The sequence below is a fragment of the Oceanisphaera marina genome (assembly GCF_014643915.1).
Taxonomy (GTDB): domain Bacteria; phylum Pseudomonadota; class Gammaproteobacteria; order Enterobacterales; family Aeromonadaceae; genus Oceanimonas; species Oceanimonas marina.
The window spans coordinates 47,874-69,693 of record NZ_BMKE01000018.1 but is presented as its reverse complement, the minus strand read 5'-3'; the positions used below and the strand labels follow the sequence as shown (position 1 = coordinate 69,693).

At 54.5% G+C, this 21,820-nt stretch carries 16 protein-coding genes; 14 read left to right on the top strand and 2 right to left on the bottom strand.

Annotation, left to right across the window (positions count from 1 at the left end; genetic code table 11):
- The first annotated feature begins 54 nt into the window (after positions 1 to 54).
- The 12 genes from IEW52_RS11510 to IEW52_RS11455 all read left to right on the top strand — a co-directional run bounded on the left by IEW52_RS11510 (position 55) and on the right by IEW52_RS11455 (position 13,204).
- Positions 55 to 1,050: a branched-chain amino acid aminotransferase gene (locus IEW52_RS11510; protein WP_188630223.1), complete on the top strand. Its 996-nt coding sequence runs from the start codon at positions 55 to 57 to the stop codon at positions 1,048 to 1,050.
- A gap of 278 nt (positions 1,051 to 1,328) precedes the next feature.
- Positions 1,329 to 1,853 (top strand): TIGR00645 family protein, encoded by a 525-nt coding sequence (locus IEW52_RS11505; RefSeq protein ID WP_188630222.1) that lies wholly within the window; start codon positions 1,329 to 1,331, stop codon positions 1,851 to 1,853.
- A gap of 258 nt (positions 1,854 to 2,111) precedes the next feature.
- On the top strand, positions 2,112 to 2,699 hold the full coding sequence (locus IEW52_RS11500; RefSeq protein WP_188630221.1) for a TetR/AcrR family transcriptional regulator: 588 nt from the start codon (positions 2,112 to 2,114) through the stop codon (positions 2,697 to 2,699).
- Positions 2,700 to 2,794: 95 nt separating this feature from the next.
- Positions 2,795 to 3,952, top strand: coding sequence for an iron-containing alcohol dehydrogenase (locus IEW52_RS11495; protein ID WP_188630220.1), 1,158 nt, complete (start codon positions 2,795 to 2,797; stop codon positions 3,950 to 3,952).
- 36 nt (positions 3,953 to 3,988) lie between these two features.
- Complete coding sequence (gene curA / locus IEW52_RS11490) at positions 3,989 to 5,032, top strand: NADPH-dependent curcumin/dihydrocurcumin reductase (RefSeq protein ID WP_188630219.1); 1,044 nt, start codon at positions 3,989 to 3,991, stop codon at positions 5,030 to 5,032.
- A 50-nt stretch (positions 5,033 to 5,082) separates the two neighbouring features.
- Entirely contained in the window at positions 5,083 to 5,691 is a 609-nt protein-coding gene (locus IEW52_RS11485) for a glutathione S-transferase family protein (RefSeq protein ID WP_188630218.1), read from the top strand.
- Between the two features lie 189 nt (positions 5,692 to 5,880).
- Positions 5,881 to 6,975 (top strand): polyamine ABC transporter substrate-binding protein, encoded by a 1,095-nt coding sequence (locus tag IEW52_RS11480; protein ID WP_188630217.1) that lies wholly within the window; start codon positions 5,881 to 5,883, stop codon positions 6,973 to 6,975.
- A 27-nt stretch (positions 6,976 to 7,002) separates the two neighbouring features.
- Positions 7,003 to 9,486 (top strand): bifunctional diguanylate cyclase/phosphodiesterase, encoded by a 2,484-nt coding sequence (locus IEW52_RS11475; RefSeq protein WP_188630216.1) that lies wholly within the window; start codon positions 7,003 to 7,005, stop codon positions 9,484 to 9,486.
- A 209-nt stretch (positions 9,487 to 9,695) separates the two neighbouring features.
- On the top strand, positions 9,696 to 10,616 hold the full coding sequence (locus tag IEW52_RS11470; RefSeq protein WP_188630215.1) for a metal ABC transporter substrate-binding protein: 921 nt from the start codon (positions 9,696 to 9,698) through the stop codon (positions 10,614 to 10,616).
- Positions 10,613 to 11,533 (top strand): manganese/iron ABC transporter ATP-binding protein, encoded by a 921-nt coding sequence (locus IEW52_RS11465; RefSeq protein WP_373286230.1) that lies wholly within the window; start codon positions 10,613 to 10,615, stop codon positions 11,531 to 11,533. Before IEW52_RS11470 ends, IEW52_RS11465 begins: the two co-directional genes overlap by 4 nt.
- Positions 11,517 to 12,374, top strand: coding sequence for a metal ABC transporter permease (locus IEW52_RS11460; RefSeq protein ID WP_188630214.1), 858 nt, complete (start codon positions 11,517 to 11,519; stop codon positions 12,372 to 12,374). Before IEW52_RS11465 ends, IEW52_RS11460 begins: the two co-directional genes overlap by 17 nt.
- Complete coding sequence (locus tag IEW52_RS11455; RefSeq protein WP_188630213.1) at positions 12,371 to 13,204, top strand: metal ABC transporter permease; 834 nt, start codon at positions 12,371 to 12,373, stop codon at positions 13,202 to 13,204. The genes IEW52_RS11460 and IEW52_RS11455 overlap by 4 nt, the downstream gene beginning before the upstream one ends.
- Positions 13,205 to 13,517: 313 nt before the next feature.
- On the opposite strand, the gene IEW52_RS11450 is transcribed toward IEW52_RS11455, so the two are convergent.
- Entirely contained in the window at positions 13,518 to 14,477 is a 960-nt protein-coding gene (locus IEW52_RS11450; RefSeq protein WP_188630212.1) for a TDT family transporter, read from the bottom strand.
- A 92-nt stretch (positions 14,478 to 14,569) separates the two neighbouring features.
- Here IEW52_RS11450 and IEW52_RS11445 point away from each other — a divergent pair, with 92 nt between their 5' ends.
- Positions 14,570 to 15,469 carry a LysR substrate-binding domain-containing protein gene (locus tag IEW52_RS11445; protein WP_188630211.1) on the top strand — a complete coding sequence of 300 codons (900 nt, stop codon included), beginning with the start codon at positions 14,570 to 14,572 and terminating at the stop codon, positions 15,467 to 15,469.
- A gap of 557 nt (positions 15,470 to 16,026) precedes the next feature.
- On the opposite strand, the gene sstT is transcribed toward IEW52_RS11445, so the two are convergent.
- Positions 16,027 to 17,247, bottom strand: coding sequence for a serine/threonine transporter SstT (gene sstT / locus IEW52_RS11440; protein WP_188630210.1), 1,221 nt, complete (start codon positions 17,245 to 17,247; stop codon positions 16,027 to 16,029).
- A 342-nt stretch (positions 17,248 to 17,589) separates the two neighbouring features.
- On the opposite strand from sstT, the gene IEW52_RS11435 reads away from it, so the two are divergent.
- On the top strand, positions 17,590 to 21,765 hold the full coding sequence (locus tag IEW52_RS11435; RefSeq protein ID WP_188630209.1) for a hypothetical protein: 4,176 nt from the start codon (positions 17,590 to 17,592) through the stop codon (positions 21,763 to 21,765).
- Positions 21,766 to 21,820 lie beyond the last annotated feature (55 nt).

Below are 21,820 nucleotides of genomic sequence, written 5' to 3'. Positions count from 1 at the left end.
ATTCTGCTTATGTAATAATAGAATTTATTCATTACCCATTACAGGAACAGCAGCATGTCAGCATTTGGTACCGTTTTTGCCCCTGAAATGAGCCTGACTCGTTACGAGCAGGGTCAGTGGAGCGCGACAGAGTTCGTGAGCAGCGATAGTCTTAATCTGCACCCAGGTGCTCACGTGCTGCATTACTCAAGCACCTGTTTTGAAGGCTTAAAGGCCTTCAAGCACCAAGATGGCTCCATCAATATCTTCCGCATGGAGCAAAATATTGCCCGCTTGATCCAAAGTAGCGAGTTATTGTCCCTGCCGCCCGTGGATGCCGAGCAGCTCAAGCAGATGATTGTTGATATCGTCAAGCGTTATGCCGGGGATGTGCCTTTACCCCCCGGCTCCATGTATATTCGCCCTACCCATATAGGTACCGAAGCCTCAATCGGCAAAGCTGCGGCTCCCAGCAATACTTCCCTGCTGTATGTATTACTGTCGCCGGTGGGGGATTACTTCGCCAGCGGCAGCAAGCCACTACGCTTGTTGTTAGCCGACGAAACCCGCTGCGCCTCCCATATGGGCGTGGTAAAAAGTGGCGGCAACTACGCCAGTGCCTTGCAGCCAATCTTGAAAGCCCGTCAATCCGTGCAGGCCGACCAGGTATTGTTCTGCCCAGGTGGTGATGTGCAAGAGACGGGGGCCGCTAATTTTTTACTCATCGACGGCAACGAGATTATTACTAAGTCTCTTGATAGCTCTTTTTTGCATGGCATTACTCGCCATTCCATTCTGACCTTGGCTCGCGATCGCGGCATGACAGTCTCTGAGCGGGCGCTAAGCGTAGACGAGTTATTAGAGCGCGCACAAAAGCCAGGTGCAGAAGCCGCCTTGTCAGGTACCGCCGCCGTATTAACCTCGGTTGGCACCTTGATCCATGATGGCAAAGAATATGCTGTCGGCAACGGCGAAGCCGGCCCCACCACCAATGCTTTGCGCCAAGCGCTCAATGATATTCAATGGGGCAAAGCGGCCGATACTCACGGCTGGCTCACTAACGTCTGTTAAAGCTCGCGTATTGAGCCGAATAGAGGATGTATTCGGCTCATCCTTCACTAAAACAGGCGGCTGGCGTGACCATCAGGGTACAGGGTTAAGTGCTGAACAAAGGTTCCTACCGCTGAACACCGACTTTATAGCCGGAAAACCCTCAGTAAAAAAACCTCTACTCACTTACGGGGTTCTCTATGACACAGGGGCGTTATCCGTCTGCTAAAAAGTTTTTGCTACCGCAAAAACAGGGAATAATTTATAATTTCCAGCCCTAAAAACATCAAGAATTCTACATGCTAAAAAAAATTGAGCACTCCTTGGAAAATACTATTTTTAACAGCCGCTGGATACTGGCTCCTTTTTACCTGGGTTTAGTGCTGGGCATCATCTTGCTGTTTATCAAGTTCGCCCAAGAGCTCTGGCACATGACTACTCATGTTTTTAGCGCCTCTGAAGCCGATGTTATCGTAGGAATATTGTCGCTGGTCGATATGGCGTTAGTAGCCAGTTTACTGCTTATTATTATCTTCAGCGGCTACGAGATTTTCGTCTCAAAGATTGATACCGGTAATCATACAGACCGCCCCGACTGGATGGGAAAGATCGACTTTTCCGGCCTCAAACTAAAAGTGATTGGTGCCATAGTCGCCATTTCTGCGATTGACCTTTTAAAGTCGTTTATGGATATACCTCGCGAGATGAGTGATGCTGATGCCGCTAGCCTGATGTGGAAAGTCATCATTCACATGACATTCGTACTGTCCGGCGTATTCTTTGCCATTATGGACAAGGTTGCCGGTGAAACTAAAAAACACTAGCACTGATTAACGCTCAGCATAGGCGTTGTATACCCATCACCAAGGACTGTGCTCTTGGTGATGGTAAGTCAGTGAATCCATTTATGCCCCTTCTGTGAATAATTGTTCTTCCCGCAAGTCCTCTGAGCGATAGCCGCCTTTTACATGCCAGCACAGCATCCGTACAGTGAACCTGTAGTCACGCTTCGCGGATTATCCGTCACGTAACCACACAAAAACCACTAGACGACCGGTCTAATCTTGTATAGGATGCATCTCATGAACGCAAAACATCAAGATACTCGCCAACACTTACTGGACACCGGTCGCGACACGCTCGCCGCCCGGGGCTTTAGTTCGGTTGGGCTGAGTAGTCTGCTACAACAGGCCGGTGTACCCAAAGGCTCCTTTTACCACTACTTCAAGTCGAAGGAACAGTTTGGACAGGCATTGCTGGAAGATTACTTCCAGTTTTACCTCTTGGAACTCGATCAGCTGTTTAGCCAGGCTGGATTAAACGGCCAACAGCAGCTAATGAGCTACTGGAGTGAGTGGCAGCGCCGCTATTGTGGTCCAGACAGCCGCAGCGACTGCCTGGTGGTCAAGCTGAGTGCCGAGGTGGCCGACTTATCTGAGCCAATGCGACTGACGCTCAAAGCCGGTACCAACAAGGTGATCGAGCGCATTACCCGCTGTATTGAAGCGGCCGTGAGTGATGGATCATTACAGAGCGCACATCCGGCTTTTTTAGCCACCAGCCTGTATCAGTTGTGGCTGGGCGCCAGCCTGCTGACCAAGTTGCATCGTGATGAACAGCACATGGGGCTGGCGATGCAGATGACGAAGCAACTGCTCAACGCCGAGTAATTTTGATTGCGATAAGCTCGCTAATAGTGCGAGCTTTTTTACACCACACAACTAGACGACCGGTCTAATTTTAACTAAAACTCGAAGGATAACGCATGCAAGACTTCAGCTTTTATAATCCCACTCGTATCGAATTTGGTGCCGGAAAAATTGCCAGCCTGGCGCAACTGGTGCCAGCCAAGGCTCGCGTGCTGGTATTGTTTGGTGGCGAAAGTGCACGCCGTACTGGCACCCTGAATGAAGTAACCGCCGCCCTGGGTGAGCGCGAAGTACAGCTGTTTGGTGGCATAGAGCCCAACCCCAGCTTTGAGACCCTGATGAAAGCCGTCACTGTGGTTCGCGAAAACAACATTGAATTCTTACTCGCCGTCGGCGGTGGCTCTGTGATTGATGGCACCAAGTTTGTGGCGGCAGCAGCACAATATGAAGGTGATGCCTGGGATATTTTGCTGCAAGGCGGCCAGAACATCACCCGCGCCCTGCCCTTTGGCAGTGTGTTGACCCTGCCGGCCACAGGTTCTGAGATGAACAAAGGCTCTGTTATTACGCGCAAATCCTTGGCCGCTAAACTGCCCTTTATGAGTGATCATGTGTATCCAGTATTTTCCATTCTGGATCCGCTAAAAACCTACAGCTTACCCCAGCGCCAAATTGCCAACGGCGTGGTCGATGCCTTTATGCACGTGATGGAGCAATACCTGACTTATCCGGCCAATGCGCCAGTACAAGACAGATTCGCCGAAGGTTTACTGCAAACCTTGATTGAAATTGGCCCCAAAGCCTTGGCCGAACCACAAGATTATCAAACTCGCGCCAGCCTGATGTGGACCGCCACCCTGGCGTTGAATGGCCTGATTGGCGCCGGTGTACCGCAAGATTGGGCAACCCACATGCTGGGCCATGAGCTGACCGCCTTGCACGGACTGGATCACGCACAAACACTGGCCATTATCTTGCCCCAAATGCTGCGTCAGCGTAAAGCCGCTAAGCTTGGCAAGCTGGTGCAATATGCAGAGCGGGTATGGAATGTACGCGAAGGTAGCGACGATGAAAAAGCCGAGGCCGCCATCGAGCACACCCGCGCTTTCTTCGAGTCGGTAGGCGTGAAAACTCGCCTTGGCGACTATGGCCTGGGTGCAGAGCATATCGACCCCATCATCGACAGTCTGAAAAGCCACGGCATGGTGGCACTGGGTGAGCATGGTGATGTCACTCCCGAACACTGTCGCCAAATCCTGTTAGCCAGCCTGTAATTTGCCCTGTAATCAACGGAGAGCGAAGGAGAAACCATGAAACAGACCCATAACACCAATCGTCAGCTGACCCTGGCCGCACGACCAGTCGGCGCGCCTACGGCCAATGACTTTGCGCTACAGGAAACGACGCCGCCCAGTCCTAAGCAAGGCGAAGTACTGTTGCGCACCGTATTTTTAAGCCTGGATCCTTATATGCGCGGTCGCATGAGCGACGCCAAGTCCTACGCCGAGCCGGTGGCCATAGGTGAGCCCATGGTTGGCGGCACCGTCAGCCGGGTACACACCAGCCTGAATCCGGATTTTCAAGTGGGTGACTGGGTGCTGAGCTACAGCGGCTGGCAGGATTATGCGCTTTCCAATGGTGAGGGCCTGATCAAGCTGGATCCCGCCCAGGTCCCGCCCTCTTATGCCTTGGGTGTACTGGGCATGCCCGGCTTTACCGCCTATATGGGCCTGCTGGATATCGGCAAACCACAAGCTGGTGAAACCATTGTCGTGGCCGCCGCCACCGGTGCCGTGGGCTCCATGGTGGCGCAAATCGGCAAGCTGAAAGGCTGCCGCGTGGTGGCCATTGCCGGTGGCGCAGAAAAATGCGCTTATGCACTGGACACCCTGGGCGTAGATGCCTGTATCGACCACAAGGCCGATGATTTTGCCGAACAACTGGCGCAGGCTTGCCCCAAGGGCATAGATGTTTACTACGAGAACGTGGGCGGCAAGGTACTGGATGCGGTACTGCCACTGCTGAATACCGGTGCTCGTATTCCGGTTTGCGGCCTGATTTCCCAATATAACGCCACTGCATTGCCGGATGGCCCGGATCGCCTCGGTCAACTAATGGGCAGCATTCTGGTCAAGCGCATGACGGTAAAGGGTTTTATCATCTTCGATGATTACGCCCACCGTTACGACGAGTTTGCAAAAGACATGAGCCAGTGGCTGCGTGACGGCAAGATCCACTACCGCGAGCAGATCGTGGAAGGGCTGGATAAGGCACCACAGGCCTTTATCGGCCTGCTGCAGGGCGAAAATTTCGGCAAGCTGGTGGTGCGGGTCGGGGCCGACGAGCTGGCTTAAACACCAAACGGGGCGGCATCAGCCGCCCTTTTTTATTAAAGAGGCAATACATGATCACACTGCATCATCTCAATCAATCTCGCTCCAAACGCATTATCTGGCTACTGGAAGAGGTGGGCCAGCCCTATCGCATCGAGCGCTACCAGCGCAATAAACAAACCCGGCTGGCCCCCCCAGATCTGACCCAAATACACCCTCTCGGCAAGTCCCCGGTGATCGAGCTCGATGGCAAGGTACTGGCCGAGTCGGGTGCCATCACCGAATACCTTATCGAACGCTTCGCCCCCGAGCGGCTGGCGCCGGCCCGTGACCACCCAGATTACGCCGATTACCTGTACTGGATCCATTTCGCCGAAAGCTCGGCCATACTGCCACTGCTGCTGAAGCTGTTCGTAGAGATGGACGGCACGGAAACTCACTTTCTGGCCCGCTATGCCGACACCGAAATCAACAAGGTGATCGGTCATCTGGAACGGCACCTGGCCGATCGCGATTATCTGGTCGCAGATAAACTCACCGGCGCCGACATCATGATGTCCTTCATCCTGGATATGCTCGCCAATAACAACGCCATCGCAGCTTACCCCAACATTCAGTGTTACCAGCAGTTGCTGGCCAGCCATACCAGTTATCGAGCCGCCGAACAGATTGAAGCCTGATACCCGCCGCATAGCCCCTGAATACAAGCTCCTTCCGCCTGCCGATCAAAAATAGCTCATACGAAGCCGTCTCATATTTTAGACAAAGGCGTTGACCTTGCTGGGTTATTGAACGATGTTAATAAACTACGACCAGTTCCAATACGGTCTAGATTAGCGCTAGTGTTGCGCACACTCAGGAGTTCAAGGATGAACATTCTTTCCCGCACCCAGTACAGGGTGAAAAACGTCTTTTTTGCGCCTGTTTTCGCCGCGCTGTTGCTGATTTCTGGCCCCGTACTGGCCGCCACCGGCGAGCCCGCAACCCTGACCTTCCTGACCTGGGGGGATTATATCGACGAAGACGTGGTCGCCGAATTTGAGGCTGAGTATAACGCCCAGGTTAAATTCGCCTATTACGAGTCGGATGCCGCCCGCGACGAGATGTTGACTACGTCTAACGCAGAAGGGTTTGATCTGATTATGGTCGACTCGGTGACCAAGTCTTTTCACCATCAGCTAGGCTGGGTCACCGAGTTCGACACCCAGCAAGCACCCAACATTACTCAGGCCAGGCTGCCTGAACTGTCCGGACTCGAAGCTCGAGACGATCTCTGTACCCCCTATGCCTGGGGTACCACAGGTATCGCGTATCGCACCGACCTGGTCTCCGAGCCCATTACTCGCTGGCAACAGCTTTATCAACCCGCCCCCGAGCTTGAAGGTCGGATTTTGATGTCGGATATGGAAGAGGAAATCATCGGCATGGCGCTCAAATCTCTGGGCTACTCCATGAACAGCGACGATCCGCAACAGCTGGAACAAGTTCGCCAGCTATTATTGGCCCAGGCGCCGGCGGTAGCAGGATATTCAGCAGTAGCGGTAGAGACCGAAAAGTCCAAACTGGTGAGCGGTGAAGTGAGTGCCATCCTCACCTACAGTGGCGACGCCCTGATGCTCAGGGAAGTCGAGCCCCGCATCAAATATGTGTTGCCCGAAGAAGGAGGTGTGGTCTGGGCAGATTTTATCTGCCTGGCCGCCAAGGCGAGCAATCCGGAGCTGGCGCACCACTTCGTGGACTTCCTCAACAGACCCGCCCAGGCAGCGAAAAATGCGCTTTATATTAACAACGCCACGCCCAACCAGGCGGCGCAGGCCCTGCTGCCGGCCAGCTTCTTGAACGATCCCCTGGTTTATCCGGACCAGGCCATACTGGCAAAGTCCGAAACCCATCAAATTCTGTCACCCCGGCTTATTAAACGGCACAAAAGAATAATGCGGGATATTACCCGTGCACACCACTAGCAGAATAGCCATCGGCAGGAGTAGCAGATGCAACTAAAACCCAAGATAGCCCTGTGGCTGTTGCCCCTGCTGTTAGTGCAAGCATTGGTGCTCATCGGCACCTCTTACCATCTCTATCAGAAATACGTCAGAAACCAGATACAAGTGCAGACCAAAGACTCTCTACTACAGGTGAGAAGCACGCTGCAGGCCAAGTTGCAGGTAGTAGAGGCCGACAGCGCAATATTGGCCAGCAATCTGGTGCTGAACCGTTATTTGATGACCGAAGAAACGATCCGCGCCCATGTCATGCACAACGTGCTGGCCAGAGAGTTTGAGTCTTTCATGTCGATTTATCCCGAGTATCAGGAAATCAGCCTGCTGATGCCGGATGGCTTTGAGGAGCTGGCGCTGCTGATAGACGATTCTCTGAACCAGAGCGATGACGAAAGTGATACCGCCCACTTCCAGGCCATAAAGACCGCAAACGCCGACTACAAGGCTTGCATCATTATCGACCCCGATACCGGCCACTGGATGCTGGTGGCGCTCAGAAAGCTGGTGTTGCACGACCCGGTAGAAAGAACTCAAAACAGCCAGGGCGAACTCAAGGGCTACCTGGTAATCAAGTCCAATCTGGACTTCTTTAACCCCATCCTTGATAACCATCGCTTGTTCAGCGAAGGATTCAGTCTGCTTTATCATGGTGACGGCACTCGGGTAATGCAACTTGGAGATACCCGGCTGACAGACGATGGGCTGGCAGCGCTGGCAACACTGGGACTAGAGTCCAATAATGAGTTTATTCACTATCAAGAACACCTGCTGCTCGATACACAATCCTACCTGGTAGGACAGATGCCCTTAATGGATGGCCTTTACTTCACCATCGGCTGGCCCGCCTCCGAACTGCATCAGCTGCTGTGGGAAGTGGCTGCCAGTTCAATCAAAAACACCCTAGCGGTCATGATGATCAGCATGTTACTGCTGTACTGGCTGCTGAATAGGATGCTGATTAATCCCATTCAGCAGCTAGGCCAGGCAGCCCGCCAACTGGGGCAAGGAAGAAGCTGGTACTTTTACAGCCGCAGTCATGACGAAATAACGAGCCTGGCCGATACGGTACGGGACATGGGGCAGGCACTGCTCAAACAGAAACGGGAACTACACGACATAGCCTATCTGGACAGCCTTACCCGGCTGCCGAATCGGCGCCAGTTGCTGGAAGAGCTGGATAATCACTATGCCAACAAGGATGGCGGCCCCCCCGAGATCGCCCTGCTGTTTCTCGACCTGGACGAATTCAAACACATCAATGACACCCAGGGTCATGAAACCGGCGACGCCATGCTGATGGCCGTGGCGCGGCGTATCGAACAGGCGTTGTCTGGCCCCTTTGTTTTCAAAGGCAATAACCCTCCTCTGCTGGCCAGGCTGGGGGGGGACGAGTTCACCATACTGCTGCGCAACATTCGGGATCGGCGCGAAGCCGAGCCGGTGGCCAAACGCATCATTGATGCACTCAATATCCCATTGGTGATTGCCGGCAAAGAGCTGCACATAGGGGTCAGTATCGGTATCAGCCTGGCCGTTGAGGCGGGAGAAAGCGTGAGCGAGTTACTGAAGAATGCCGACTTGGCCATGTACGATGCCAAACACCACGGCAAGAACACCTATCGCTTCTTCTGTCGCAGCACCGCCCTGGCCTCACTCAGAAACCTGGAAATCAAAGACGACCTGCATAAGGCGATCGACCACAACGAACTGCAGCTGGCCTATCAACCGCAAATTTGTGCGCGCAGTGGCCGACTGGTGGGTTGCGAAGCCCTGCTGCGCTGGCATCACCCGGACAAAGGCTGGATCCCACCCAGTGTATTTATTCCCATTGCCGAGCAGTCGGGCCTGATCCTGCCACTGGGCCGCTGGGTGATTCTGGAAGCCTGCCAACAGATCAAAACCTGGCAAACCGAAGGGAAAACCGAAGGGAAAACCGAAGGGAAAACCGTGCCCAGGGTATCGGTGAACGTCTCCTTTGTGCAGTTGCTCAGAGAAGATATGCCCCGCCTGCTGCAAGACTGCCTGGCCCAGCAACAGCTTTCCCCTTCCAGCCTCACGGTAGAGGTAACCGAATCCAGTATCATGCAGGGCGAAGAAGCCATCGCGCGGCTAAGACAGATCCGTGACACCGGCATCCGGGTGGCTCTGGACGACTTTGGTACCGGTTATTCCTCTTTGAGTGCCCTCAAAGGCCTGCCGATAGATGAGCTGAAGATAGACAAAAGCTTTGTCACCGACCTGAACCAGGGCAGCGACGGCAAGGCGATCATGTCTGCGGTGATTGCCATGGCTAAACAACTGAACTTGATGGTGGTGGCGGAAGGCGTCGAAAACGAGATTGAACTGGCCTACCTGCAGCAGAAGGGAGTGGATACCATCCAGGGATATTACTTTTCTACTCCCCTGCTGAAAGACGAATTTACCACCTACCTGAGCAAACATTCGGTGTTCCGGCTACAACTCGCTGACGCCTAACACTCCCCTCTTGTTAAACATGCCGTGAGTGCCACGCTATATTTGAGACATAGATCACATTCACTTAATATGGTGTGACCAAGATAAAGGCGCAGTGGCGTCCTTGTCATGATCCAGCACCACCACTAATAATTCTCATTTACACCAATATCAAGAAAAAGCTACTGTAATCATTGCTGGAATATATTCGCCAATGTTAAGGATCAACCATGTTGAACAGGAAGGTCGTTGCAATACTTAATCGTTTGTGGGGAGTCGCGCTTGCAGCCTTGTTGATAGCGACTCCCGCCAGCGCTGCAGAAAAATTCAAAGCCGTCACCACCTTTACCGTGATTGCCGACATGGCGCAGAACGTGGCCGGCGAGGTGGCCATTGTGGAGTCGATTACCAAGCCCGGCGCCGAAATTCACGACTATCAGCCCACCCCGGGGGATATTATTCGCGCCCACGATGCCCAACTGGTTTTTTCCAATGGCCTGAACCTGGAGCTGTGGTTCGAGAAGTTCTATCAAAACATGAAAGAGATGCCTGAGGTAGTGGTGTCCAACGGAATAGACCCCATGAGCGTGGTCGATGGCCCTTATGAAGGAAAGCCCAACCCTCATGCCTGGATGTCACCGAAAAATGCCATGATTTACGTGGACAATATTCGCGATGCCTTCGTGAAGTACGACCCCGCCAATGCCGATGTTTACCGCGCCAATGCCGCCGCCTACAAGGCAGAAATTGCCGCAAAAATTGCGCCGATTCAACAACTGATAGATGAGCTGCCTGCCGATAAGCGCTGGCTGGTCACCAGTGAAGGCGCCTTTTCTTATCTGGCACGGGACTTTGGCCTCCAAGAGCTGTATTTGTGGCCGATTAACGCCGATCAGCAAGGTACACCGCAGCAGGTACGCAAGGTAATCGATACCGTGCGCCAGCAACAGATTCCCGCAATATTCAGCGAAAGTACCATTTCCGACAAACCCGCCAAACAGGTGGCACGAGAAACCGGCAGCCATTATGGCGGCGTGCTGTATGTGGACTCGCTGAGTACCGAAAACGGTCCTGTGCCCACCTACCTCGACCTGCTCAGTGTCACCTCACACACCATAGTGACCGGCATCAAAGTAGGACTGGGAAAATGATGGCTCGGAATCAGCAAACAGACAAGGTCACCGCGTTAACGGCCGGTGCCGGCATGAAAGTGGAAGACGTCACAGTCACCTATCGCAACGGCCATACGGCGCTGCGTGATGCCAGCTTTGCCATCCCCACCGGCACCATAGCCGCATTGGTGGGCGTGAATGGTTCCGGAAAATCGACGCTGTTCAAGGCCATTATGGGGTTTGTGCGCCTGGCCAAAGGCAATATCAGCGTGCTGGGTATGAGTGTGGATGAGGCGCTGCACCAAAATCTGGTAGCCTATGTGCCACAGTCCGAAGAAGTGGACTGGAATTTTCCGGTACTGGTAGAAGATGTGGTCATGATGGGCCGCTACGGCCACATGGGGTGGCTGCGCCGAGCCAAGGCTGCCGATCATGAAGCGGTGGCGCAGGCGCTGGAGCGGGTCAATATGACCGAATTTCGCAAGCGCCAGATTGGCGAATTATCCGGTGGTCAGAAAAAACGGGTGTTTCTGGCCCGGGCGCTGGCACAGAATGGCCGCGTTATTCTGCTCGATGAGCCCTTTACCGGCGTCGATGTTAAAACCGAAGACCAGATTATTGCCCTGCTGCGCGAGCTGCGCGCAGAAGGTCGCGTCATGCTGGTCTCTACTCATAACCTGGGCTCGGTACCGGAGTTTTGCGATCGCACCATCTTGATCAAAGGCACAGTACTGGCCCACGGCACCACCCAGGATACCTTTACCCAGGATAATCTGGAGCTGGCCTTCGGCGGTGTGTTGCGCCACTTCGTACTCAACGAAAACCGCAATGGCAGATCCCACGCCATCGGCATTATCAGTGACGACGAGCGTCCGTTGATCATCAAGGCCGGCCAGGTGCATAGCCGGGAAGCGCAAAGCCAGTGGGAGGGCAAAGACGATGACGGTACTGCTTGAGCCCTTTGGTTATCAGTACATGATCAACGCCATGTGGGTTTCCGCCCTGGTGGGCGGGGTATGCGCCTTTTTATCCTGTTATTTGATGCTTAAAGGCTGGTCGCTGATTGGCGATGCGCTGTCACATTCCATAGTGCCGGGCGTGGCGGGCGCCTATATGCTGGGGCTGCCCTTTGCGCTGGGCGCTTTTTTGGCCGGTGGACTGGCGGCGGGCACCATGCTGTTTTTGAATCAGCGCAGCAAACTCAAGGAAGACGTGATTATCGGGCTGATCTTCTCCAGCTTTTTTGCCCTCGGCCTGTTCATGGTGTCGCTGAAACCCACTGCGGTAAACATCAAAACCATAGTGCTGGGCAATATTCTGGCCATCGATCCGCAAGACATACTGCAACTGGTGATCATCAGCCTGGTGTCACTGCTGATCTTGCTGGTGAAGTGGAAAGACATACTGGTGGTGTTCTTCGATGAAAATCATGCCCACTCCATTGGCATCAGCCCCATCAAGATCAAGCTGCTGTTTTTCACCCTGCTGGCCGCCTCCACCGTGGCCGCGCTGCAAACCGTGGGCGCGTTTCTGGTGATTTGCATGGTAGTCACCCCGGGCGCGACCGCCTATTTATTGACCGACCGTTTTCCCCGGTTGTTGATCATGGCCGTCACCATAGGCGCCCTCACCAGCTTCGTCGGTGCCTATGCCAGCTACTTTCTCGATGGTGCCACCGGCGGCATTATCGTGGTGCTGCAAACCCTGCTGTTTTTGCTGGCTTTTTTTCTGGCTCCTAAACACGGTTATTTTGCCGCACGCAAACGCGCGGCCCAGGCACTGGAGGTCAGCTCATGATAGAGACCTTGCTGGCGCCCTTTCAGTTCGAGTTTATGGTGAACGCACTGCTGATTTCGGTACTGATTGCCGTACCCACCGCCCTGTTATCCTGCTTTCTGGTACTCAAAGGCTGGGCCCTGATGGGCGATGCCATGAGCCATGCGGTATTTCCCGGGGTGGTCATCGCCTATATCGTCGGTGCCCCCTTTACTCTGGGAGCCTTTATCGCCGGCATGCTGTGCGCGCTATCGATTGGTTTTTTAAAGAATAACAGCCGCATCAAGCAGGATACCGTTATGGGTATCGTGTTTTCGGGCATGTTCGGTCTGGGGCTGCTGCTGTATGTCAAAATTCATTCCGATGTGCATCTGGATCATATTCTGTTTGGCGACATGCTGGGCGTGGGCTGGCCGGATATTGCAGAAACCGGCGTTATTGCGCTGCTCACCCTGCTGGTGCTGGGCAGTAAGTGGCGGGATTTTTTACTGCACGCCTTCGACCCCGCTCACGCTCAGGCCATCGGCCTAAGGGTGAATCTGCTGCACTACAGTTTGCTGTGTTTGATTGCGCTGACCATAGTGGCGGCCTTGAAATCGGTGGGCTTGATTCTGGCTATTTCATTGCTGATTGCCCCCGGCGCCATCGCCTTCCTGCTCACCAATAAATTCAGCACCATGTTGATATTATCGATGGTGATTGCCGTGATTGGTGCCTTTTTTGGCGTATATGGGTCGTTTTTTATCGACAGCGCGCCGGCGCCCACCATAGTGCTGCTGCTCACCCTGTTCTTTATCGCCGCCTTTATCCGCGCCACCCGCAAGCAAGCCAATGTTGGAAGTGAAGAGTGAAGAGGCCAACATGAGATCAAAACACTAAAACCTAGAGCTATTTTTGCCACGGAATCCACGGAAAAAGAAAAGTAAGATCGGTGATTTGGGAGTGTTCTTTGTAGCCTGACGCTCTAGCTGTCAGTCTCGCTTGGCGAGATTTAAAAATTACTCTGCTGGCACAACCTCAATAGCGAAACTCCGGCTACAAGAGAGTCGGAGTTTCGCCCTTACTATTGGTATAAACATCCTGTTCAGATCTTATCTCTATTTTTCCGTGTTCTTCCGTGGCGAAAAGATCTTGAAGCTTGCGGCGCTTGGCGCTGCTAAGTCATTAAGCCAGTTCAGCCAAGGCTTTGCGCAGTGGGTTAAAGTGTTGCGCGAAGCGCAGTGCCACATAGCTGACCACCAGAGTGGCGATCACCAGCTCGCCTTCGGCCAACCAACGTAACTGGGCAACAGAGGCCATATCCAGGCCCTGCGTTTCAGCCAGGGTAGCAACCTTGAACAAGGCAGTGGCACCGATCACCAGCGGAAAGGTAAAAGCAGCGTAGCCCGGGCTGAAGGGTAAACGTAACAACTTGATAAACGCCAGGTAAATAAGGGCCGTCATCAGCACGGCGATGCCCAGCAATACGGCGACTAACACGGGTGCCGGCTCGGCGGTTACGGTCAGGTAACCGGCTAACGACAGGCTGGCCGGTGCCGCCATAATGGCGATGGTCGGCTTGGCCGCATCAGGTACCTCGGCACAGAAAATAAGCCGATACAGCATCATGGGTAACATCACCGCGTAACAAGCAATACCAAACCACAGCAACACCTGGGCCAAGGGAGCGAATGCGCCGCCCGGGCTGGCCACGTCGGCCACTATGATACCAATGGGCGGAACAAACCAGCTGGGCACCATATGATGCAATTGAAAATCTTTCAGGCGATGCCAGGCGAACATCACCAAGAATACCAGGTGCAGTGCCACGGCAAACAACCACAGGCCAGTGCCCAAATTGCCAGCTACCGCCTTGGACACCACCATGGTGGCCATGGCAAAGGTCGGTACCACACTGCCCACCACAGGGTGCGCCAGATCTTTTACCAGCAATCCAGGATGCAGTACAAACTTGCCGGTTAATATCAGCAGCAATGCGGCAGCCACAATGGCGCCCAGCAGTTGCGCCCCACCGGCAAACAGCCCCACATTTTCCCAGGCCCAGCCCAGGCTGGCGATGCCCAGTGCCAGCCCGGCCATGGGAGTGGGTACATTGGCAAAGCGATGTCGAGAAATATTCAGCATGGTGGGCCTCCTTGGTAACTGGCTCCCATCATAAAAAAACCTTAATATTCATGATATCTAAATGATTTAAACAAAGTGTTCAGGATTTCTAAATGATAAGTCTGAAACAGTTACAGGTGTTCAGCAGCATTGCACGGCACGGCAACTTAGGGCTGGCGGCAGAGGAGCTGTTTTTAAGCAAAGGGGCCCTGTCTCAAGCGCTGGCCGAGCTGGAGCGCCAGCTCGGCCAGCCGGTATTCGACCGCGTACACCCTCGTTTAAAGCTCAACGATCAGGGCCGCCAATTACAGCCACTGGCCGAAGAGATCTTGAGTCGCATCACGGATATCGAGCATCTGTTTGATGAGCAAGGCGCCCCCAGCGGCACCTTGCGCCTGGGGGCCAGCCAAACCATCGGTAATTACCTGCTGCCCAAACTACTGGCACAACAACCCGAATTACAGGCCAAGGTGTGTATCACCAACACCCATAATCTGTGTGACATGCTGCTGCGTTTTGAGCTGGATATGGCATTGATTGAAGGGGAAAACTTTCACCCAGCGTTAATCACCCAGGATTGGTTAGCCGATGAAATGCTGGTTGTTGCCCACCCCGATCACCCTCTGGCCGATAAAAAAACGCTCAGCCTGGTGCAATTGGCACACCACGACTGGGTATTGCGTGAGCCGCAATCGGGGAATCGCGAACAGTTTGATCGCGAGCTTGCCCCCCAGATAGGAGCCTTGGGTCAACGGCTAGAGCTCAACACCCTGGAGTCGGTCATGCTGGCGGTGGAACAAGGATTGGGGCTGGCATTTGTGTCGAGGCGTGCCGTGAACGACCGGCTGCTCTCGGGCCGCCTGGTTATCATCAATGTAAATACTCACTTATCCCGCATCCTCAAATTGGTGTGGCATAAGCAAAAATATCACTCCGCCTTGCTACGCCGCTTTATCGCACTTTGTCAGCAACAAGAGGAAGACAAAGGCCCCTTCGGGAAGTCGAAAGCTTGAAGCTGTAAGCCCTGTCACTTAGTCACAAGTCGCTAGCAAGTAAATAGTGCACAGAGCCAGCTCGGTAGCCTCCTCCTACACGCTTCAAGCACTTCCATGTGACGCTCAGCACATGACTTCCCTGGCATGTGATGGTCGGCTGAGGCTATCCCAGCAACCTCTTCTTAACCTCTGAGCTGTCGGCCGGTAATATTGACAGACCACTGTGCTGCCAATAGGAAGGCAGAGGGTGTCTGCTCCGTCGACCCTCCGCGCCAGGGAAGGCGCGGCGGAGCCCCCATGGATGGGTTTACGGCGAGTCGAACGGAGTAGTACGCTCTGCCTGATTACACCATTAAGTGCAATAAAAACTTGTGACTGAGTGACAGGCTGTAAGACTTTCAGTTAAAGACATGAAGCCAGGCGCTATCTTTACCATTAAAAATATTTTTCAGGTTTGATCACTATTGTTCCGTGTTCTTCCGTGAATTCCGTTGCAGAAGCCCAGCTCTTTAAAGAAAAAAGCCCCGAACCTAAAGGCTCGGGGCTGTTATTTTCTGACAGCTGAAAGCTTACCGCTATCGTTTGTTTTGCTCGGCCTGACAGGCGGCAGCGGTGAACAGCACATCCGTCGAGCTGTTCAGGCCGGTTTCTGCCGAGTCTTGCAGCACGCCGATAATAAAGCCCACTGCCACTACCTGCATCGCCACTTCATTGGAAATACCGAACAGGCTGCACGCCAGCGGGATCAGCAACAAGGAGCCTCCCGCCACGCCAGAAGCACCACAGGCAGACACGGCGGCAATGATGCTTAACAGCAAGGCGGTAGCCATGTCCACTTCAATGCCCAGAGTATGCACGGCAGCCAGGGTGAGCACGGTAATGGTAATGGCCGCGCCGCCCATGTTGATGGTGGCGCCCAGCGGAATGGAGACCGAATAGGTGTCTTCATGCAGATCAAGACGCTTGCACAAGTCCATGTTAACCGGAATGTTGGCCGCCGAGCTGCGGGTAAAGAAGGCGGTCACGCCACTTTCACGCAGGCACTTGAATACCAGCGGATAGGGGTTGCGACGGATCTTGAAATAGACGATCAGCGGGTTCATCACCAGCGCAATCACCAGCATGGAACCGATCAATACCGCCAGCAAACGGGCATACCCCCACAAGGCATCAAAACCGGTGGCGGCTATGGTGCTGGCCACTAGGCCAAAAATACCGATAGGGGCCAGTCGGATCACGACTTTTACGATACTGGAAACACCATCGGCGATGTCTTTGAACAGATGCTTGCTGGAGTCGGCACCGTGGCGCATCGCCAGGCCCAAACCAATGGCCCAGGCCAATACCCCGATAAAGTTACCGGTCATCAAGGCATGAACGGGGTTATCGACCACCTGAAACAACAAGGTTTGCAATACTTCGCCAATACCTTCGGGTGGAGTAGCTTCAGAGCCGTTGGTGGCCAGTACCAGTTCGGTAGGAAAGGCAAAACTCATCACCACCGCCGTTAGCGCCGCCACAAAGGTACCCACCAGATACAGGGTCAATACCGGCTTGATACTGGTTTGGCTGCCTTTACGGTGATTGGCAATCGACGAGGCCACCAGTACAAACACCAGTACCGGAGCCACCGCCTTGAGCGCGCTCACAAACAGGTTACCCAAAAGACCAACGGAGTTGGCAGCCTCTGGCGCAACAACGGCCAGCAGGGTACCGGCAATAATACCAATCAAAATCTGCGTGACTAAGCTTACGCGGTTAGTCAGGCGCAATAACAGGGGTTGTGTGGGGTTCATAGTCATCCTTTGATGGGAGAAAATCCATCTCATACACTGAAGTTGATGCGACTTTATAGCAGAACCCACTATAAAAAAACCAAAAATGCAGCATTTTGCAACAAACGCTACACCCAAGCCCTTTTTTATGCTGCTTTTGTTATATGAAAAACGTGAACGCTCAGGTTTAGCAATAAAAAGCAGACAATACAGCAAATACAGTCATAAGCTTTAAGCGATCAGCTAAACATCACACCATCTTTCATAAAAACCTGCTTCTAACCTGGTCACGAGTTGTGTTTTGCCGTTGACCTTGACTGACAGCTTAAAGCTGACGGCTTACCGCTATGTTTTCAGGCCTTCATGCTAGGCTTACACCTCAATACCCGTTATCGACCCAGCAAAGAAGGGAATCTTATGCGCCGTGCCACCCTCGTATTACTGATGATGCTTACTCTGGTGCCTTTCTCTGCTCGCGCCATCAGCCCAGAGCAGGTACCGGCACCATTACAGCCCTGGATTGACTGGGTACTGGAGGGAGAAGAACAGCGCCAATGCCCCTTCATCTACAACCAGGCCACTGGCTATCAATGTGCCTGGCCAACAACACTGACGCTGGATTTAACCGATAATGGCGGCCGTTTTAGCCAGCAATGGCAGCTATATGCAGATAGCTGGGTACAACTGCCCGGCAACCAACAACACTGGCCACAGCAGGTCACCGTGAATGGTGAAGCAAAACCGGTTTCGGTGGATAACGGCCGCCCGCGCCTCAAGCTGCCCGCCGGCCAACATGTGATTACCGGCCAATGGCAATGGGCCAAATTGCCTAACAATCTGATGCTCAACCCCGCCACCGGCTTGTTAGCACTTACCATCAACAACAAACCCATAACATCGGTAGCGCTGGATGAAAAAGGCCGTCTCTGGCTCGGCCAAAACGATGACGACAAACCGGCTGGCGCACTGCAAGGCGATGCCCTGTCGCTACAGGTGTATCGCAAGATAACGGACGATATTCCCCTGCAAGTGACCACCCTGCTTAACCTGGAGGTGGCCGGTGAACAACGCGAGCTGTTGCTGGGCCCGCTATTGCTCGATCAGCAACTTCCACTGCAATTGGATAGCCCACTCCCCGCCAGACTGGAACCCGATGGCCGACTGAGAGTACAGGTTCGCCCCGGCCGCTGGAGCATCAGCCTGATTAGCCGCCATCCTGCCAATATCAACAGCCTTACCCTGCCCGAGGCCGTCGAGCCCTGGCCAAAACAAGAAGTCTGGGTGTTTCAGGCAGCCCCTTCGCTGCGCCTGGTGGAGGTAGAAAAGCTGACCGCCATCGATCCGCAACAAACCAACTTGCCCGCAGACTGGCAGCGGTTACCGGCTTATCAAGTCGCTCAGGGCGAGAGTATGGGGCTGCGTGAAATTCGCCGCGGCAATCAAGAAGAGCAGTCCGACCAGCTTACCCTGCGCCGCCAGCTCTGGCTGGACTTTGATGGCGGCGGTTACAGCGTGCAGGACACCCTGACCGGCCGCATCAATCAGGGCTGGCGGCTGGAACCCCGTCCCGATCTACAGTTGGGTCGGGTAGCCATTGATGGCCAAGACCAGTTTATTACTCGCATGCCAGAGTCGGAGCAAGTGGGGGTGGAAGTGCGTCGCGGGCAGCTGAATGTAACCGCCGACAGCCGCTATCAAGGCACCATTTCAACTCTGCCCGCCGTGGGCTGGGATCTGGACCTGCAGTCTTTGCATACCCGATTAAACCTGCCGCCCGGCTGGAGCTTACTGTCCGCCTCAGGCATGGACACTGCGCCCAATACCTGGTTGCAGCGCTGGACCTTGCTGGACTTGTTTCTGGTGTTAATCGCCGCCGTAGCCGCTTACCGCCTGTGGGGGTGGCAGTGGGGCTTGATTACCCTGCTGACGCTGGCGCTGATCTGGCATCAGGCGGCAGGATTTGGCCCACCGCGCTGGGTGTGGTTACATCTATTGGCCGCCACCGCACTGCTTAGGGTGTTGCCCCTGGGTCGATTAAAAAAAGCGGTGATCGGTTATCGTAACCTCGGCCTGCTGGTACTACTACTGATTGCCATTCCTTTTATGGTGGATCAACTGCGCACGGCCATGTATCCGCAGTTAGCACACACTACGCCTAATCATCCTTTTCCCATGATGAATGAGGCGCCCATGGACACGATAAGCAGCGAGCAGATGGAACCAGGGGCGCCGCTGGCAAAACAGCAAGACCAGGCAGGCATACGACTCTCGTCGGCCCCCGATAAGGCGTCGCCGCTCACGCAAATCGATCCCGATGCCAAAGTACAAACCGGCCCCGGTCTGCCTGATTGGCAATGGCATAGTACGGAACTGAGCTGGAATGGCCCGGTACAGCGGGATCAGCAAATACAGTTAGTCTTGCTGTCGCCCATGATGAACCTGCTGTTAAACCTGCTGCGCGTATTACTGCTCAGCCTGCTGATATTACGCATGGCAGGCCTGAGCATCAGTCGCCGCCGGGGCCTATATCAGCAACATCGCCTGTGGGCGCTGTTGCTACCTATGACCTTGCTGATGCCGATACTGATGGCCGTGAGTGCGCCAGCACAGGCAGCCATGCCTGATGATCAGCGGTTAACCCAACTTAAAACCCGGCTGCTGGCGCCCCCCGACTGCCTGCCGCACTGCGCGCAAATCGCCAACATGCAGATCGAGATCGATACACAACAGCTGGTGGCCGAGCTGGAAGTTCATACCCAGCAGGATGTTGCCGTGCCCTTGCCCGCCAATGCCCAACACTGGCTACCCAGTCAGATACAGCTGGATGGCAGCGCCAGCACCGCCCTGCTGCGCCATCAAGACGGTACCTTGTATATGCGCCTGCCCGCCGGCATTCACAAGGTGCTCCTGATGGGCCCGGTGCCCGAACAAGGCAATATACAGCTGCCGCTATCGCTGCGCCCTCATAGAGTAACAGCACAAACCCTGGGCTGGACGCTGCACGGGGTAGATGAAAATGGTGTGCCCAGTGCGCAACTGCAGTTAAACCGAGATCAGGCAGCTGGCTCAGCCGCCCCATCCCACCGGCTTGAGCCAGGGCCAACACCGGGCTTTGTGCAGATAGAGCGGCGGTTACGGCTGGACCTGGACTGGACGGTAACAACCCGGGTGCGCCGTCAGTCGCCACTGGGGCAGCCCATCAGGTTGGCAATCCCCCTGCTCAAGGGTGAGTCGGTACTCACGGACGGTCTTCGCGTACAAGATGGCAAGGCGATCGTTAATCTGACGGCCAATCAGCATGAGGCAAGTTGGCAGTCGCGACTGGAAAAATCAGCCCAGCTGACCCTGACCGCCCCAGAGACCGAGCGTTGGACGGAAAGCTGGCAGTTGGATGCCAGCACCATCTGGCACATAGCAACCAAAGACCTGCCGGTGATCCATCATCAAGATGCCGGCGGCAACTGGTTACCGCAATGGCGCCCCTGGCCCGGGGAGTCATTAACTCTGCACATCAGCCGCCCCGCAGGGGTTACCGGGCAAACCCTGACCATAGACAGCACCAGGCTGACCATGGCGCCCGGTCACAGAGCAACCGATGCCAGCCTGATACTGCAAATGCGCAGCAGCCAGGGCGGTCAGCACCAGCTGCAAATGCCAGATAACATCAGCCTGCAGTCGGTATTGATTAACGGTAACAGCCAGCCGATTGACCTGCAGCCGGACAACCGCCTGACCATTCCGCTCACTCCAGGCGCGCACACCCTGAACATCAGCTGGCGCCATCACCAGGGTATTCAGCCGCTGCTGGTCACGCCGGTTATCGGCCTGAACAGCGCCAGCGTCAATAACGAGATCGAACTCACGCTGGGCGAGGATCGCTGGGTGTTATTCACCATGGGGCCCGATATGGGTCCGGCGGTATTATTCTGGAGCTTGCTGGCCATGGTGGTGCTGTTGGCGTTTGGCTTAAGTCGCGTGCCCGTTACCCCACTGCGTTTCCATCATTGGTTGCTGTTAGGCATAGGACTGACGCAAATTCCGCTATGGATGGCCTTTATCGTGGTGGCCTGGTTGCTGGCATTGGGCTGGCGCGGCCGCTGGCAGCATGAGACGGCGGGAAACTGGTTCAACCTGGCACAAATCGGCCTGGTCATACTGACCTTGCTGGCGCTGAGTTATCTGTTCTTTGCCATACAGCAGGGCTTGCTGGGGCTGCCCAATATGCAGATCGGTGGCAACCAGTCTTATGCCAATACCCTGCGCTGGTATCAGGACAGAAGTACCGCCGACCTGCCCCAGGCACGGGTGTTATCGACTCCCTTGTGGGTATATCGTGGGCTGATGCTCGGCTGGGCATTGTGGCTGGCCTTTGCTTTGCTCGGCTGGCTGCGCTGGGGCTGGGAATGCTTCTCGCAGCAGGGCTTCTGGCGACCGTTTAATCTGCGCCTCCTTGGTAACAAAGAGAAAGGTCATCATAAAAAACATCCCCCTGCTAACGAGGGTGATAACGAGACATCAGCCAAAAACCGAGCCAAATGAGCATCAAGCGTGGTTAGCGGTTTACCGGGAGATGAGCTTTGCATAGAGTACCCTT

Bases quoted from the DNA above. Each gene is read 5' to 3' on its own strand.
- IEW52_RS11510 (WP_188630223.1), top strand. From the start codon at position 55: ATGTCAGCATTTGGTACCGTTTTTGCCCCTGAAATGAGCCTGACTCGT.
- IEW52_RS11505 (WP_188630222.1), top strand. From the start codon at position 1,329: ATGCTAAAAAAAATTGAGCACTCCTTGGAAAATACTATTTTTAACAGC.
- IEW52_RS11500 (WP_188630221.1), top strand. From the start codon at position 2,112: ATGAACGCAAAACATCAAGATACTCGCCAACACTTACTGGACACCGGT.
- IEW52_RS11495 (WP_188630220.1), top strand. From the start codon at position 2,795: ATGCAAGACTTCAGCTTTTATAATCCCACTCGTATCGAATTTGGTGCC.
- curA (WP_188630219.1), top strand. From the start codon at position 3,989: ATGAAACAGACCCATAACACCAATCGTCAGCTGACCCTGGCCGCACGA.
- IEW52_RS11485 (WP_188630218.1), top strand. From the start codon at position 5,083: ATGATCACACTGCATCATCTCAATCAATCTCGCTCCAAACGCATTATC.
- IEW52_RS11480 (WP_188630217.1), top strand. From the start codon at position 5,881: ATGAACATTCTTTCCCGCACCCAGTACAGGGTGAAAAACGTCTTTTTT.
- IEW52_RS11475 (WP_188630216.1), top strand. From the start codon at position 7,003: ATGCAACTAAAACCCAAGATAGCCCTGTGGCTGTTGCCCCTGCTGTTA.
- IEW52_RS11470 (WP_188630215.1), top strand. From the start codon at position 9,696: ATGTTGAACAGGAAGGTCGTTGCAATACTTAATCGTTTGTGGGGAGTC.
- IEW52_RS11465 (WP_373286230.1), top strand. From the start codon at position 10,613: ATGATGGCTCGGAATCAGCAAACAGACAAGGTCACCGCGTTAACGGCC.
- IEW52_RS11460 (WP_188630214.1), top strand. From the start codon at position 11,517: ATGACGGTACTGCTTGAGCCCTTTGGTTATCAGTACATGATCAACGCC.
- IEW52_RS11455 (WP_188630213.1), top strand. From the start codon at position 12,371: ATGATAGAGACCTTGCTGGCGCCCTTTCAGTTCGAGTTTATGGTGAAC.
- IEW52_RS11450 (WP_188630212.1), bottom strand. From the start codon at position 14,477: ATGCTGAATATTTCTCGACATCGCTTTGCCAATGTACCCACTCCCATG.
- IEW52_RS11445 (WP_188630211.1), top strand. From the start codon at position 14,570: ATGATAAGTCTGAAACAGTTACAGGTGTTCAGCAGCATTGCACGGCAC.
- sstT (WP_188630210.1), bottom strand. From the start codon at position 17,247: ATGAACCCCACACAACCCCTGTTATTGCGCCTGACTAACCGCGTAAGC.
- IEW52_RS11435 (WP_188630209.1), top strand. From the start codon at position 17,590: ATGCTAGGCTTACACCTCAATACCCGTTATCGACCCAGCAAAGAAGGG.